The sequence below is a fragment of the Candidatus Aeolococcus gillhamiae genome (genome assembly GCF_016464765.1).
Taxonomy (GTDB): Bacteria; Chloroflexota; Dormibacteria; order Aeolococcales; family Aeolococcaceae; genus Aeolococcus; species Aeolococcus gillhamiae.
In genome coordinates this window covers 20,858-33,649 of sequence record NZ_JAEKNS010000040.1, presented here as the reverse complement: position 1 = coordinate 33,649, position 12,792 = coordinate 20,858, and the positions used below count along the sequence as shown (strand labels likewise).

Annotated in this window: 15 protein-coding genes and 2 tRNA genes; 8 read left to right on the top strand and 9 right to left on the bottom strand. The window is 69.1% G+C overall.

Going from position 1 to position 12,792, the window contains the following annotated elements:
• Positions 1–6: 6 nt before the first annotated feature.
• From rpiA to JF886_RS03390, 7 genes are all read left to right on the top strand, one after another.
• The gene (rpiA, locus tag JF886_RS03420; protein ID WP_337309625.1) at positions 7–708 is read left to right on the top strand and encodes a ribose-5-phosphate isomerase RpiA; all 702 of its coding nucleotides are present in this window, start codon (positions 7–9) and stop codon (positions 706–708) included.
• A gap of 33 nt (positions 709–741) precedes the next feature.
• A complete protein-coding gene (locus JF886_RS03415; RefSeq protein WP_337309623.1) occupies positions 742–1,005 on the top strand; it encodes a hypothetical protein in 264 nt (87 codons plus the stop codon).
• A 38-nt stretch (positions 1,006–1,043) separates the two neighbouring features.
• Positions 1,044–1,117 (top strand) — tRNA-Val (locus tag JF886_RS03410).
• A 38-nt stretch (positions 1,118–1,155) separates the two neighbouring features.
• Positions 1,156–1,611, top strand: coding sequence for a PIN domain-containing protein (locus tag JF886_RS03405; RefSeq protein WP_337309621.1), 456 nt, complete (start codon positions 1,156–1,158; stop codon positions 1,609–1,611).
• Positions 1,608–1,940: a hypothetical protein gene (locus tag JF886_RS03400; protein WP_337309619.1), complete on the top strand. Its 333-nt coding sequence runs from the start codon at positions 1,608–1,610 to the stop codon at positions 1,938–1,940. The genes JF886_RS03405 and JF886_RS03400 overlap by 4 nt, the downstream gene beginning before the upstream one ends.
• Before the next feature lie 116 nt (positions 1,941–2,056).
• Entirely contained in the window at positions 2,057–3,727 is a 1,671-nt protein-coding gene (locus JF886_RS03395; protein ID WP_337309617.1) for a catalase, read from the top strand.
• A gap of 150 nt (positions 3,728–3,877) precedes the next feature.
• Positions 3,878–4,606 (top strand): hypothetical protein, encoded by a 729-nt coding sequence (locus JF886_RS03390; protein ID WP_337309614.1) that lies wholly within the window; start codon positions 3,878–3,880, stop codon positions 4,604–4,606.
• Positions 4,607–4,614: 8 nt separating this feature from the next.
• On the opposite strand, the gene dtd is transcribed toward JF886_RS03390, so the two are convergent.
• On the bottom strand, positions 4,615–5,082 hold the full coding sequence (gene dtd / locus JF886_RS03385; protein ID WP_337309612.1) for a D-aminoacyl-tRNA deacylase: 468 nt from the start codon (positions 5,080–5,082) through the stop codon (positions 4,615–4,617).
• Positions 5,079–5,714 (bottom strand): hypothetical protein, encoded by a 636-nt coding sequence (locus tag JF886_RS03380; RefSeq protein ID WP_337309610.1) that lies wholly within the window; start codon positions 5,712–5,714, stop codon positions 5,079–5,081. Before JF886_RS03380 ends, dtd begins: the two co-directional genes overlap by 4 nt.
• Before the next feature lie 83 nt (positions 5,715–5,797).
• Between JF886_RS03380 and JF886_RS03375 the strand changes: the two genes are divergently transcribed.
• A tRNA-Phe gene (locus tag JF886_RS03375) sits at positions 5,798–5,870 on the top strand.
• A 17-nt stretch (positions 5,871–5,887) separates the two neighbouring features.
• Here the strand turns inward: JF886_RS03375 and JF886_RS03370 are convergent.
• From JF886_RS03370 to JF886_RS03340, 7 genes are all read right to left on the bottom strand, one after another.
• Positions 5,888–7,327, bottom strand: coding sequence for a hypothetical protein (locus tag JF886_RS03370; RefSeq protein ID WP_337309608.1), 1,440 nt, complete (start codon positions 7,325–7,327; stop codon positions 5,888–5,890).
• 103 nt (positions 7,328–7,430) lie between these two features.
• Positions 7,431–8,579: a putative hexosyltransferase gene (locus JF886_RS03365; protein ID WP_337309606.1), complete on the bottom strand. Its 1,149-nt coding sequence runs from the start codon at positions 8,577–8,579 to the stop codon at positions 7,431–7,433.
• A 38-nt stretch (positions 8,580–8,617) separates the two neighbouring features.
• On the bottom strand, positions 8,618–10,006 hold the full coding sequence (locus JF886_RS03360; protein ID WP_337309604.1) for an ArnT family glycosyltransferase: 1,389 nt from the start codon (positions 10,004–10,006) through the stop codon (positions 8,618–8,620).
• A gap of 38 nt (positions 10,007–10,044) precedes the next feature.
• On the bottom strand, positions 10,045–10,884 hold the full coding sequence (locus JF886_RS03355; protein ID WP_337309603.1) for a polyprenol monophosphomannose synthase: 840 nt from the start codon (positions 10,882–10,884) through the stop codon (positions 10,045–10,047).
• 48 nt (positions 10,885–10,932) lie between these two features.
• Entirely contained in the window at positions 10,933–11,343 is a 411-nt protein-coding gene (locus tag JF886_RS03350; RefSeq protein ID WP_337309602.1) for a hypothetical protein, read from the bottom strand.
• 13 nt (positions 11,344–11,356) lie between these two features.
• Positions 11,357–11,791, bottom strand: a complete 435-nt coding sequence (locus tag JF886_RS03345; protein WP_337309600.1) for a response regulator — start codon at positions 11,789–11,791, stop codon at positions 11,357–11,359.
• 18 nt (positions 11,792–11,809) lie between these two features.
• Positions 11,810–12,787 (bottom strand): methionyl-tRNA formyltransferase, encoded by a 978-nt coding sequence (locus JF886_RS03340; protein WP_337309597.1) that lies wholly within the window; start codon positions 12,785–12,787, stop codon positions 11,810–11,812.
• Positions 12,788–12,792: the final 5 nt, after the last annotated feature.

Sequence of the window (12,792 nt, the reverse complement as noted above, 5' to 3'; positions counted from 1 at the left end):
CGCTCCATGGATCAGGAGGCCGCCAAGCGCGCCGCGGGGGAAGCCGCTGCGCTGCTGGTCGAGGACGGCATGACGCTGGGCCTCGGCACGGGGACCACCGCACGGTGGTTTATCGAGGCTGTGGGGGCGCGGGTGGCCGACGGGCTGCAGGTGGCTGCGGTGGCGACGTCGCTGGCCAGCGCCGCTCTGGCCGCGCGCCAGCGCATCCCGCTCATGGAGCTCGGCGCCGTCGGCGTGGACCTGGCGGTGGACGGCGCGGACACCGTGGACCCCGACCTGCGCCTCCTGAAGGGGATGGGCGGGGCACTGGTGCGGGAGCGGATCGTGGCCGCGGCGGCGTCGCGCTTTGTCGTCGTCGCCGACGAGAGCAAGCTGCGCTCGCACCTCGCGGGGTTCGTGCCGGTGGAGCTGCTCGTGTTCGGCTGGCACCACACCATGACGCTGCTGGACCAGACAGGAGCATCGTTCGAGCTGCGTCTGGACTCTGCCGGGGAGCCGCTGCGCAGCGACAATGGCAACCTGATCGCGGATGGGGCGTTCGAGCCAATCGCGGATCCCGAGGGGCTGGCAGCGCGGCTCGATGCGATCCCGGGGGTGGTGGGGCACGGCCTGTTCCTGGGGATGGCCGACCTGGTCATCGTGGCCGGGCTGGACGGGGAGTTGCGCCGGCTGGAGCCGGCGGATGGAGCGCCGGCGGCCCTATCCTGAGCGACGAATCTGCCGGGTTCTGGAGGTGGCCGCGTGGCCGGAGAGACACTCGCCTGGGGGGCCATCAAGCAGGGCCACAAGGTGCTCGACCGCGAGGGTGGCGAGATCGGGACGGTGACGCGGGTGCTCGCCGACGAGGGCGCCGACATCTTTCACGGCGTGGCGGTGCGCCGCGGGCTGCCGCTGGTTGGCGAGGAGCACGAGGTGGTGGCGGCGCAGATCGCGCACATCGACGAGGATGCCGTGCACACGTCGCTGGCGACGTCAGAGGTGGACGCGCTGCCGGCTCCGCGCTAGCGGCCCATGGCGGCTGAGCGGCAGTACAGTGCCGCTCTGGGCGGGTAGCTCAGCTGGTCAGAGCGTCTCGCTTACACCGAGAAGGCCGCGGGTTCGATCCCTGCCCCGCCCACAGAGGTCCGCGCACACTAAGTGTGCTACTGTGCACGCATGCGTGCAGTGGTCGATAGTTCGACTTGGATCTCGTTGGCGAGGGCTGGGCTGCTCGACATCCTCCGCACCGTTTCTGTCGACCCGGTCCTGGTTGACGTGGTCCACGCGGAGATCGTTGATGAGGGGCGCCGAGGCGGCTACCCAGACGCGACTGCGCTATCGGCCGCAGTGGCGAGCATTCCGCAGACCCCGACCTCTGGGAGTGCCCCGGTCGACGCACGGATTCTCGATGCCGCTCAGAGCATTGGCATGCTGATCGCGAACGATCTTGCGCTCGGTCGCAGGGCCCGCTCACTCGGCATTGCGTGGATTCGGACCGCTGATTTGGTCATCCTCGCGGTCAAGAACCGATCGATGTCCGCACGCGAAGGCATTGAAGGATTGAGCGCACTCGAAGCGAGCGGGCGAATTACGCAGGAGCTGGCCGATGCGTACCGGGAGCAGCTTCAATGAGGAAAGCGGTCAGGGTCAACACCACACTCGATGACGATCTCTTGGAGCGCATCGACATGTTCGCAAGCCAGCGGCGCGAGGACAGATCGACTGCCATCCGGCAACTGGTCGACATTGGATTGCGCGAACTGTCGAAGCGCGACGCTCTCGACGCATACCGCCAGGGACGCGTCACGCTCCGTGAGTTCGCCTCCGTTCTGAACCTCGGAATCTGGGCGGCCCATGACCTCCTCCTCGCCGAGGGTGTGGCGGTTGCGCAAGGCAGCCCGACGGAGACGAGTGCGGCCGTGCAGACGCTCCTGGGCGCGTCGACCGCCCGGTTCGAGTAGGCGACGGCTGGCCCACTGCCCGTCGAACGCGCTGGCGGCTGCCTCTGGCACATACTGGTGTGGCCCCCCGCGAGCCAGGGCGCGGTTCGGTGCAAGTGAAGGAGGCCCAAGAGAACGTGAGCGAGAGTCGCCGCAACCTGACCAATCGGCAGGGACATCCGATCTGGAACAACCAGAGCCAGCGCACCGTCGGCTCGCGTGGCCCCGCGACCCTCGAGAACTACCAGTTCCTCGAGAAGATCAGCCACTTCGACCGTGAGCGCATCCCCGAGCGGGTTGTGCACGCGCGCGGCACCGTCGCGCACGGGTATTTCGAGGCCGACGGCAAGATCGGCGACGAGCCGGCGTCGAAGTACACGCGCGCCAAGCTCTTCCAGGAGAAGGGCAAGCGCACCCCGCTGGCCATCCGCTTCTCGACGGTGGCCGGCGGCCGCGACTCGTCGGAGGTCGCCCGCGACCCGCGCGGCTTCGCGGTGAAGTTCAAGACCGAGGAGGGCAACTGGGACCTCGTCGGGAACAACCTTCCCGTCTTCTTCATCCGCGACGCGATCAAGTTCCCGGACTTCATCCATTCGCAGAAGCCGGACCCGGTCACCTTCCAGCGCCAGGATCCCAACCGCGTCTTCGATTTCATCGCCGCGTCGCCGGAATCGATGCACATGATCATGTTCGTGTTCAGCCCGCGCGGGATCCCCAGCGACTACCGCCACCAACAGGGTTTCGGCGTCAACACCTACAAGATGATCAATGCGGCAGGCGAGAGTGTGCTGGTGAAGTACCACTGGCATCCCAAGCAGGGCGTGCGTTCGCTGACGGCCGCGCAGGCGGCCTTCGTGCAGGCCACCGAGCTGGGCAGTGCCACCCTCGACCTCCGCGACGCCATTGAGCGTGGTGACCACCCCGAGTGGGAACTGCTCGTCCAGATCATGAGCGATGATGAGCATCCCGAGCTCGACTTCGATCCGCTCGACGACACCAAGGTGTGGCCGGAGGACCAGTTCCCCCTGCGCCCGGCGGGACGCATGGTGCTCGACCGTGCAGTTGTCGACAATTTCGTCGAGAACGAGCAGATCGCGTTTGGGACAGGTGTTCTCGTCGACGGGCTCGACTTCTCCGACGACAAGATGCTGGTCGGGCGCACCTTCTCGTACTCGGACACGCAGCGCTACCGGGTGGGACCGAATTACCTGCAGCTGCCGGCCAACCATCCGGCCGAGGGTGTGCACGTCAACACCAACCAGCGTGACGGACAGATGGCCTACAGCGTCGACGGCCACACCAACCCGCACATCACCTACGAGCCCTCGCTTCGCGGTGGACTGTCCGAAGCGGAGGCACGCGGGCCGGCCGAGACCGGCCCGGTGATCAGCGGTCGCCTCACTCGCGCCAGCATCCCGCGCCGCAACGACTACCAGCAGGCCGCCGACCGCTGGCAGACGATGGAGGAGTGGGAGCGCGACGACCTCGTCCGCAACCTCTCGGACGCGCTCGGCCAGTGCGAGAAGCTCCTCCAGGAGCGGATGGCGTGGCACCTGCTGCTCATCGACGACGACCTCGGTGGTCGGGTCGCCGACGCCATCGAGGTGTCAATCGACTCGGTGCGCAAGCTGGAGCCGCTGGCCACCCAGGAGCTCACCGCGGAGGATCACCGCCGTCTGGCCAACCTCGGTTCGGCCGGCCCGCGCCAACCGACGACGAGGAAGGTCACCGGATCGGTGCCGAACGAGCGCGCGGACGTGCCCGACGTGGCCGCCGCAGACGCCCGGGAGAAGGCGGCAAGCCGCTGAGACGCGGGGGCGGGGCCACGGCGGTCCCGCCCCCTCTCCGCGGGGCTCCCGGCCCAGTGCCGCTGCACGGCGAGCGCGTCAGTCGCGTCGGCCAAGGGACTCTCAAACGCCAGTTTGTGCCATCATCAGCCTAAACAAGGAGGGCTGATCATGGCGCGGGGAGCACAGGCGGGGATCGCAGCGGGAATCGCGGTATTCGGCTTCGACGCCGATCCGGGCGTCGCTCCGAGCCGCGCGCTCCAGGTGCTCACGGTGCGTCGCGGCCTCCCCAAGGGCGACGTGGAACCGCGCGAGCGCTTCGCCTCCGCCGCCCTCCGGCTGGCCGCGACGGCGGGCGTCGACCTCAGCTCGAAACGCGGCGGACGCGGCGATCGCCTCCATCTGGTGGAGATCGACGACGACCCCGGACGGGGGGCTCGGACCGTCACCGCCTGGTACTACGCGACCGCGCCGGCCGGGGACGTGTCCGGCCCCGGCGCCTGGTCGGCAGCGGGGAGGGGCCTGCGGCTCGAGGCGCGGGACAGCGCCGCGCTCCGCCAGGCGACCGAGCGGCTCAGGCAGGACGCCCGGCAGGTCGGTGGCGCGGCCGCCCTCCTGGGCGACGTCTTCACAGGCGACGATCTGCTGCGCGTCCACGTGGCGCTCCACGGCGGCCCAGAGGGCAGCGATCGCACATTCCGGCGCCGCATCCAGGAGCTACGCGACAGCGGCCTGCTGCGCCCTGTGCCCGACCGGGAGGTCGCCGCCTTGCGGGCCAGGGTGCCCAGGTTCCGCTCCCCGGCTGGGACAGGGGGGCGGCCTCCGGAGCTCTTCCGCTACGCCGGCACGGGTGGCGAGAACGAACAGCTGGTGTCGCTGCGGGCGCGGCGCGGCGGCTGAGGGGCGAATCAGCCGGCGTCGGCCTTCCAGGCGTCCTCACCGCTGCTCAGGACGAGCGTCACGGGGCCGTCGTTGACCAGCTCCACCTCCATGTGAGTGCCGAATTGGCCCGTCTGCACCTGGAGCCCGAGATCGCGCAGCGCGGCGACGAACACGCCGTAGAGGCGTTCAGCCTCCCGCGCTGCCCCGGCATGGATGAACGATGGTCGGTGACCCCTGGAGGTGTCGGCGTGGAGCGTGAACTGGCTCACCACCAGCACCGCTCCAGCGGCCTGGGTGAGGTCACGATTCATACGCCCGGCGTCGTCCGGAAAGATGCGCAGAGTGGCCACACGGCCGGCCAGTCGCACCGCGACGGCGTCACCATCATCCGCACCGACGCTCAGCAAGACGAGCAGTCCGGCGCCGATGTGCCCGACGGTCGAACCCTCGACCCTGACGGCGGCGCGGGCGGTGCGCTGCACCACCGCCCTCATGCCCGATCGTCGGAAGGCATGGCCCGGAAGCCACGGAAGATGCGCATCGCTTCAGCCTCAGCGTCGAGGAAGGACTCATCGACGACGCGGATGTCGTGCACGATGAAGCTCCAACTGCTGTCTCCGTGGTCGCCGATGCGTTGCCCGAACGCGGAACTCCGCCCGTGGGGCGGGATCATCTCCATGCGTGATCCATCCGGCATGCGCCGATAGATGACGCGGCGCACGAGAATGCTCTCCAGCGCGAGCCCGTTGCGCAGGCGACCGCTGACGAGCACGACGTGGCGCAGCTTGGCGATGGGGTTGTCCGGGTCACGCAGCTCGACGTCGGCTGCCAGGTGCTCAGACACAGCGCGGGCGATGAACGCGAGCGCAAGCGCATCAGCCTCGTCACCGGCAATCCTCACGAACCCGGCGGCTGACAGCGGGCGCTCCTCGCCCGCCACTCGCGCCTCCTCCTGCGCGTTGTCGAAGAAGAGCTGGGGCAGCAGGTCGCGCGAGAACGAATCGGCGAGCCAGGGTGTGCCGTCACGCCACTCACGGCCGCTCACGAGACCGCCGAATCGCTCCTGCAGCAGCTCGCGCGCCTCGAGGGGAACCCGTCGCACGCGTACCTGGATGACCCGGCTCATCGCTCGATTGTAGGAGGGCCGCCGGCCTGCAGCCGGTCGGGCACAGGGAGGGTGCGGTAACCCCCGCTACACTACCCGACCGCGCCGAGGTAGCTCAGTTGGTAGAGCACAGGTCTGAAAAACCTGGTGTCGACAGTTCGATCCTGTCCCTCGGCACGCCACAACCTGATGCGCTAGCCGATGGGGAATCCGTTCCTCACAAAGACCATCAGGCTGCCCGTCTTCACGCTGCTGAAGTCGTCCGCAATTTCGGCGCGGAGGGCTGGCACCAAAGGGATTCTGCCATTGCGGATGGAGTACAGCACCAGGTAATCAGCGTTCTCGATGGCATGCTGCCACACTGCCACCGCGGCGGCGGTGCGGCCGCCGTTGGAGATGGTGGTGCCGTATGGGTCGGTGATGTTGTCGGCACAACCGGGCCGGTCGGAGACGAAGCGATTGATCGTGATCAGGTATGCGGCGCTGTCGGACAGGGCGCACGAGTGCGCGGGGATGACGGCGCCCACGGTGGAGGTCAGGTCCGTCCCGTGGAGCCCGCTCACCACCCGCACCTGGTTGGCGGCAAGTGCGAGAACCCCGACTGCCGCCACGGCCATCGCGACGCGGCGAGTCGCCCGCGCCGCGACCAACCCCACTCCGCAGCCCACCGCCATCGCCGCGAAGGGCGCGAAAAACGCCGCATAGTGATCGTAGAACTCCGCCGGGGCCATGAGCAGGACCCCGATTCCAAGCATGGATCCGAACACGAACGACTCAAAGGTGGTCGGGTGTCCCCCGCGCCACACAACGGTTGCGATCGTCAGCGCGATGAGCGCCGCCAGCAGGACGATGGCAACGCCGAGGCTCGACCCCGCGTTGGGGGTGAGAGATGAGGATCCGGTGAGGTCGCCAAGACGAGTGCCCACGCCGACGCGTCCCGATCCCGCGATCCGGCCCAGCTGGGTCGACACCACCTCGCGATAGAACGAAGCCGGCGCGAGCAGCGCAAACGGTAGCGTGGGAAGCGCAAAGCCGAGGGCCACGCCGCTCGCGAACGGCATGAGCCGGCGGCGGACCTGCGGCAAACAGAGCACGATGATCGCCAGAACGGGAATCAGCGCCCACCCCTTGATGGAGCCTGCGAAGCCGAACGCCAACCCTCCCATGACCAGGCTCCGGGTTCGACTGGTGAACCGGTCGCCGTCAAAGATCCGCACGGCGCCGACCAGGCAGAATAGATCGAGGAACGGCTCGAGCAGGAGCGTGTGCGTCGCATGAATCTCTGCCGGGAAGACCGTCATCACCCCGGTTGTCACCAGGGTTGCGACCGGACCGCGATGGCGTACCAGCACCCCAACCAGCACGACGTTGAGCGCGGCCACCATAGGCATCAAGATCCGCGCGACGGCGAGCGAAGCGTCGGTTCCCATGAGGTGGGACAGCAGCGCGACCGGACTGGCGAGGAGCGTGAAACCGGGTGGCTGGACCAGCACAAAGTCGCGATACGGCAGGGCGCCGTTGACGAGGCGGATGGCCGAGCCGAAGTACGCGCCGTCGTCGTACTCGCTGACCCCGAACAGCATGTTGGGGCGACTCAGCTGGTACAAGCCCAGCGCCAGCGCAAGCGCGGCCATCGCCACGATGATGCCCCGGGTCAGCTGCGTGCTCCGCTCGCGTGGCCGCTCGAACGGGGCCGACGGGTTACTGGCTGGGCGAGGCTCGATGGCGCTGTCCACGCTAATTGCCGGCCCCGACCGCGACGTGAGCGGCCGCCGCGCCCGCCTGCGGAGCACCGCCGGCCTTCCCGATCGAACTGCGGGTGTGTTCGCTGAGGATCATGCAGGCCAGCGTAGCCGCGACGGCAAGCGCCAACACGACGTTGAGCGCGACCGGTTGCACGCCAAATGGATGGTAGTGGGCGTTGACCAGCATGCCTGCGAGAGTGACCTCCGCGATCAGCAACCACGCCGCCCGGGAGCGGCGCCCGGCGCCGACGATAATCAGGAATGGCAGCGGCCAGATCAGGTACTGCTCGATGACCTGCTTGCTGAGCAGGAGGAACGCGACCAGTGTCGCCGCTGCCGCCAGGGCGAGATCGTCGACCAAGGCGATGGCGGCCGCCGCCACCACGAAGACGCCGAGCAGGACATCGCCCGTGCCGACCTGGAGCCCGGCGGGGAAGCCGTGGAGAACTACCTGCCAGGACAATCCTCCGGGGAGCTTGTCAGCGCTGTAGAGCAGGTCGGTCGCGAACGCTGCAGGGCTGGTGATGAGGTAGGGCGCCGCCACAACGAAGAGGACGCCGGCGACCGTGACGAGCCGGCGCGCGATCCCGCTGCGGTTGTGCCGGGCGAGCCAGGGCAGCAGGAAGATGGGGAAGGTCTTGGCGGCGATCGCCAGCGCATAGCAGATCGAGAAGCGCCCAGTCGCCGTTTGGTCTCTCTGATAGGCGCGAAAGGCCAGCAGCAACAGCGCCAGACAGACGCTGTCGAACCGCCCGTAGAACGCGCCGTTGTAGAGCACCAGCGGATTGAGGAAGAGCACCGCCGCCGCGATGGCCTGCAGCCGCGTGGTGACGTCCAGCCGCTTCAGCTCGCCCACGACGAGAAGGGTGGCCAGCAGGTCGGCAGCAACGATCGGCAGCTTGCCGAGGATGGTGAACGACACACCTGTGTGCAGGGCAAGCCACTGCATGGGCAGCTCGACATAGAGGAACAGGGGGAAGTACGGGTATGGGCCCCCGCTGTACGCTGGGTGATGGGCGTACACGTTGACCCCGTCGAGGGTCGCGCGCGAGGCGAGGTCCCAGACCGTGAAATCGGATCCGTGGGTGATGGGAACCAGGACGGCTCGCGTCACCAACCCGACGATGAGGACAGCCGTCACTGGGCCGAGACGATGGCCCCGCTGCAGAGCGGATCCCATCAGCCGCACCCGGGAGCGATGTACAGGGAACGCGAGGCGCCGAGGTCCACGACCACCGGGTACCGTCGCGACACCCATGCCGTGAAGCCGGGGAGATGCGCGAATCGCCCGCTCGAGAACAGCACGGCGCAGACAGGCCGTGAGCCGTCGGCGACAGCCTCCAGCCCCTGCAGCGCGCCCGGTTCCGCATACAGGCGGGTGTTCGAGGTGTCGACGTACCCGGGCGGCGCCGCGCGATGCGCGAGTGCCTGCACGTACTGATCGTCGCCAACAAGCTGAGCCGACGCGGACGTGTGCGCACCGAGAGCACTCGCCAGCGCGCGGAAATCGGTGGTCGGTTGCAGCCCGCGGAGGCCGGACCAGAGGAAGAGCCCCGCGGCCGCCATGAGCCCCGCGGCGAACGCCGCGGTGGCGGCCCGGACGTGGCGACGTGTCAGTCGGCCGAGCCACTCGAATGCGGCCGACACGCCGGCGGCGGAGAGCAGCGCGTAGGCAGGCGACATCACCACCGCGTGGTGGGGCCAGAGGGGATGCGTGACCGACATCGCCAGCAGCGCGCCCGTCAGCCACACCACGCCGGTGGTCACCAAGAGGCGATGTCGCCGCCAGCCGATCACTGCCCCCACCAGCGCCACCACGGCAAGGTGCCAGCGAATCCTTAGGGCGTCGAGCACGCTGATGCCGGACGTCGCCGACCGAGTGTCGAGGTGCAGTCCGACCGACTGGTTCCACATCGCCTGCCAGGCGTCGTGCAGTGGGAGCAGGGTCGCCGCGGCGGCGAGCAGGCCGCCTACGATCGCGGCCGGCAGCAACCGGCGCCCGGCGCCGCGACTGGCCAGCACCACCAACAGGGGCGGGACGATGGCGACATCGAGGAGCTTGGTGAGGAAGCCGAGCGCCAGGACGGTTCCGGCCAGCGCCGCCGCCAGGGTGCGCCAGCGCGGGCCTCTCAAGGTCAGGGCGAGCGCACCGAGGGCGACCGCCGCCACGCCCAGCGCAGTCGCCGGCCCGTCAGCCTGAAGGATCACGGACTGGCGGACCATCATGGGGTCGACCGCGAGGGTCCCCGCAGCGGCCAGCGCCGCCACACGACCGCCCAGGCGCCAGCCGATCACGCCGCCGCTCACCACCGCGATCGCGCCCCAGGCCAGCATGACCGCGCGCGCGGCGACGATGCCGCCGCCGAGCAGCGCCCAGGGCGGCTCGGTGAACAGCAGGAACGCAGGAGGCTGCGAGCTGTACACCGATGCGTACAGTGCATGACCGCTCTGCATGGTTTGCATCGACAGCCAATACACGCCCTCGTCCCAGTCGATCTCGCCGACTCCCAGGACGGGCAGGCGGCTCGCCACGGTGATCACCACAACGATGCCGATGTCCAGCAGCATGAGCGCCTGCGGCCGATTCCGGTCGAACCACGATCGCATCAGCGCGACTTGCCGGCAGCCACCTCGGCACGGTCGCGAACCGCTGCCGGCACCAGGCGCAAGCGCAGCTTCAGCACCATGATCATTGCCTCGGGGATCATGCCGATCCGCATCTTCGACAGCCCGTGGGCGCGATCGTTGAACGTGATCGGAATCTCGACGACTCGCTGGCCGGCTCGTTTGATCGCCCAGTCGAGTTCGATCAGGAACCCGTAGCCACTCGAGCGGATGCGGCTGAAGTCCATCACTCGCAGCGCCTCGGTGCGCATGCAGCGATAGCCACTGGTGCAGTCGTGCATCGGCAGACCGAGCACGGCGCGCGCCCAGATGCAGGCGCTTGCGGTCAACGCGACTCGCCACACGGGACGACCGACGACACGACCACCCGGGACGCGACGCGAGCCGATCGCCACGTCGGCGGTTGCGCACGCCGCGATCAACGCTGGGAGCGCCTCGGGGGGATGCGACAGATCCGCGTCCATCTCGATGGCCAGCTCATAGCCGTGCTCGAACGCGTGCGCGTAGCCGCGGAACAGCGCGCTGGCCAGCCCCGCTTTGCCCGCGCGGTGGATCACCTGGAGTCGCGGTTCGCGATCGGCAATCCGGTCGGCGACCGCGCCGGTCCCGTCGGGCGAGTTGTCATCGACGACCAGCACGTCGATGTCCGTCGCGGCCCAGATCCGCTCGAGGACGATGGGCAGGTTCCCGCGCTCGTTGTAGGTGGCAAGCACGACGAGCGCAGTCCGCCGCGGCACGGACCGCCCTGCCACGCCGCCCGGATCCGGGTGCGCCGTCTCCTCGCTGGGCGCGGTCACCTGGCCCCGGTCACTCGACGGCATCGGGCGACTCTGACAGTGGTTCGATTGCCTTGACCCTCAGGGCGCGGTTCAGGCGGAGACGGCCACCTCGCCCGCGGACGCGCCCACGGCGAGCTCGCGTGCCCTGGCCAGCGCGGCGTCGACGCCGCCACCGAGCGGGGCCACGCCGGCCCGCAGCGTGTCCTGAAGGCCCAGCCTGCTCATCTGCTGGAGAAGCCGTCGCGCGGCCACCTGTCCGGACGCGACACCGCCCTCGCGGATGAGCAGCGCGGCGGCGCCACCCTCGAGGATGGTCACGGGCTCGTTGGCGCGGGCGTAGGCGATCACCAGGGCTGCATACCCGGAGCGGGCGGTCGCGGGGATGGACTCGTCGATGACGAAAAGGCAGCAGGCCCCCTCCCCGGTCACCGCCCCGGCTGCGGCCAGGAATCGGTCGTGGCCAACCGCCCACGGCAGCTGGGAGATGGGCGGCAACTCCATCGACGGCATCCGGTCAGGTGACCAGAAGGCCGGCGCTGAGCACGTTGAGCGCGGCCAGTCGTGCTGCCGGCGCGCTGGCCGTGTCCTTGGACCAGCTGATCAGCAGGCCGACGGCCTCGAGCAGCTCGCGCAGGCGCAGTGGCTTGGGCAGCGCGCTGACACCGTCGCGCATCACCAGCGGGTGGCGCAGCGACCCGCTGACGAAGCAGATGCCACTGCGGGTCGCTTTGGGGTGGACGATGAGTTGCTTGGCGAGCTCGATGCCGTGGGTGTCGGGGAGTAGGCCGTCGAGGAGGATCGCGCCGAAGCGACGAGCGTCGACGGCGCGCAGCGCGTCCTTGCCGGTCGCGCATGCATCCACGTCAGCGTAGATGCCGGCGAGGGCCCGGCAAAGGAACGAACGGACCAGGTCGTCATCCTCGACAACCAGGATCGGCGAGTTGTCCACGTCGGTGATCCTACTGGCTCATTCCTGACGGTGCGGGCAGGAAACCAGATTGTGATGGCATCCGCACTGCGGTCGATGCTCGTCGATTGCGATCTCACCATCGGACACGACGATGCCTGGCAGCCCTGCTGCGGGCGCACCGCTGTGCGCCGCGAGCACATATGCGATGCGGCCGTCGATCACCGTCCACGCGGGCATGTTGGGCACGCCCGCGCGGATGAGGCGCAGGCCCGCGTCGACGGATGGCGCGTTGTCGATGTGGCGGTGACCGACGGACGGCGCGTAGGTGGCGCCGGTCAGATCGATTGGCTCGCCGGGCGAATCTGCGAGCAGCCGGTTCACCGCCTCGCCGAGCACCTCAGTTCCCAACTCGCAGAGACGTCGCGTCAGCGTCCCCGACGTGTCGCTCGGCGAGACCTCGACGGTGCGTTGGGCGAGCATCGGCCCCGCGTCCACCTTGGGCACAGCCCGGTGCAGGGTGATCCCGGCGATCGGGTCACCGTCGGCGATGGTCCAGTACACGGGCTCGGGCCCGCGGCGCGCCGGGAGCGCGCTGGGATGGATGTTGATCCAGCCGTGCTTGGGGACCGCCAGAGCGCGCGAGTGGATGATCTGGTCAAAGCTGGCCATGACCACGCCGTCGAGGCGCAGCGCGGCCAGGTCGAGGATGGAATGCTCGTCGTTGACGCGCCACGCGCGCAGGAGCGGGATCTCGAGGTGATCGGCGATCCTGCTGAGCGCGTTGTCGCCGAGGATCGCCTCGTGCGCGCCGGGCGAGGTGAGGATGCCGACCACCTGCACGTCGAGCTCCAGCAGCGCGAGAAGGAACGCCAGGCTGTAGTCGGACGGAAAGCCCGCGAACAGGATCCGCGCCTGCCCGGACTGCGCGGCCGTGCCCTCCAGGGCAGGCATGTTGCGGTCGGGGATGAAGGAGAACTCCGTTCGCTCCCACAGTGTGCGCCGGACCTCGGCCAGCGCGGGAGAGAAGGTTGCCACCGCCG

Excerpts from the sequence above, each read along its gene's own strand:
- rpiA (WP_337309625.1), top strand. The coding sequence starts at position 7 with ATGGATCAGGAGGCCGCCAAGCGCGCCGCGGGGGAAGCCGCTGCGCTG.
- JF886_RS03405 (WP_337309621.1), top strand. The coding sequence starts at position 1,156 with ATGCGTGCAGTGGTCGATAGTTCGACTTGGATCTCGTTGGCGAGGGCT.
- JF886_RS03400 (WP_337309619.1), top strand. The coding sequence starts at position 1,608 with ATGAGGAAAGCGGTCAGGGTCAACACCACACTCGATGACGATCTCTTG.
- JF886_RS03390 (WP_337309614.1), top strand. The coding sequence starts at position 3,878 with ATGGCGCGGGGAGCACAGGCGGGGATCGCAGCGGGAATCGCGGTATTC.
- dtd (WP_337309612.1), bottom strand. The coding sequence starts at position 5,082 with ATGAGGGCGGTGGTGCAGCGCACCGCCCGCGCCGCCGTCAGGGTCGAG.
- JF886_RS03380 (WP_337309610.1), bottom strand. The coding sequence starts at position 5,714 with ATGAGCCGGGTCATCCAGGTACGCGTGCGACGGGTTCCCCTCGAGGCG.
- JF886_RS03370 (WP_337309608.1), bottom strand. The coding sequence starts at position 7,327 with ATGGCCGCGCTTGCGCTGGCGCTGGGCTTGTACCAGCTGAGTCGCCCC.
- JF886_RS03360 (WP_337309604.1), bottom strand. The coding sequence starts at position 10,006 with ATGCTGCTGGACATCGGCATCGTTGTGGTGATCACCGTGGCGAGCCGC.
- JF886_RS03355 (WP_337309603.1), bottom strand. The coding sequence starts at position 10,884 with ATGCCGTCGAGTGACCGGGGCCAGGTGACCGCGCCCAGCGAGGAGACG.
- JF886_RS03350 (WP_337309602.1), bottom strand. The coding sequence starts at position 11,343 with ATGGAGTTGCCGCCCATCTCCCAGCTGCCGTGGGCGGTTGGCCACGAC.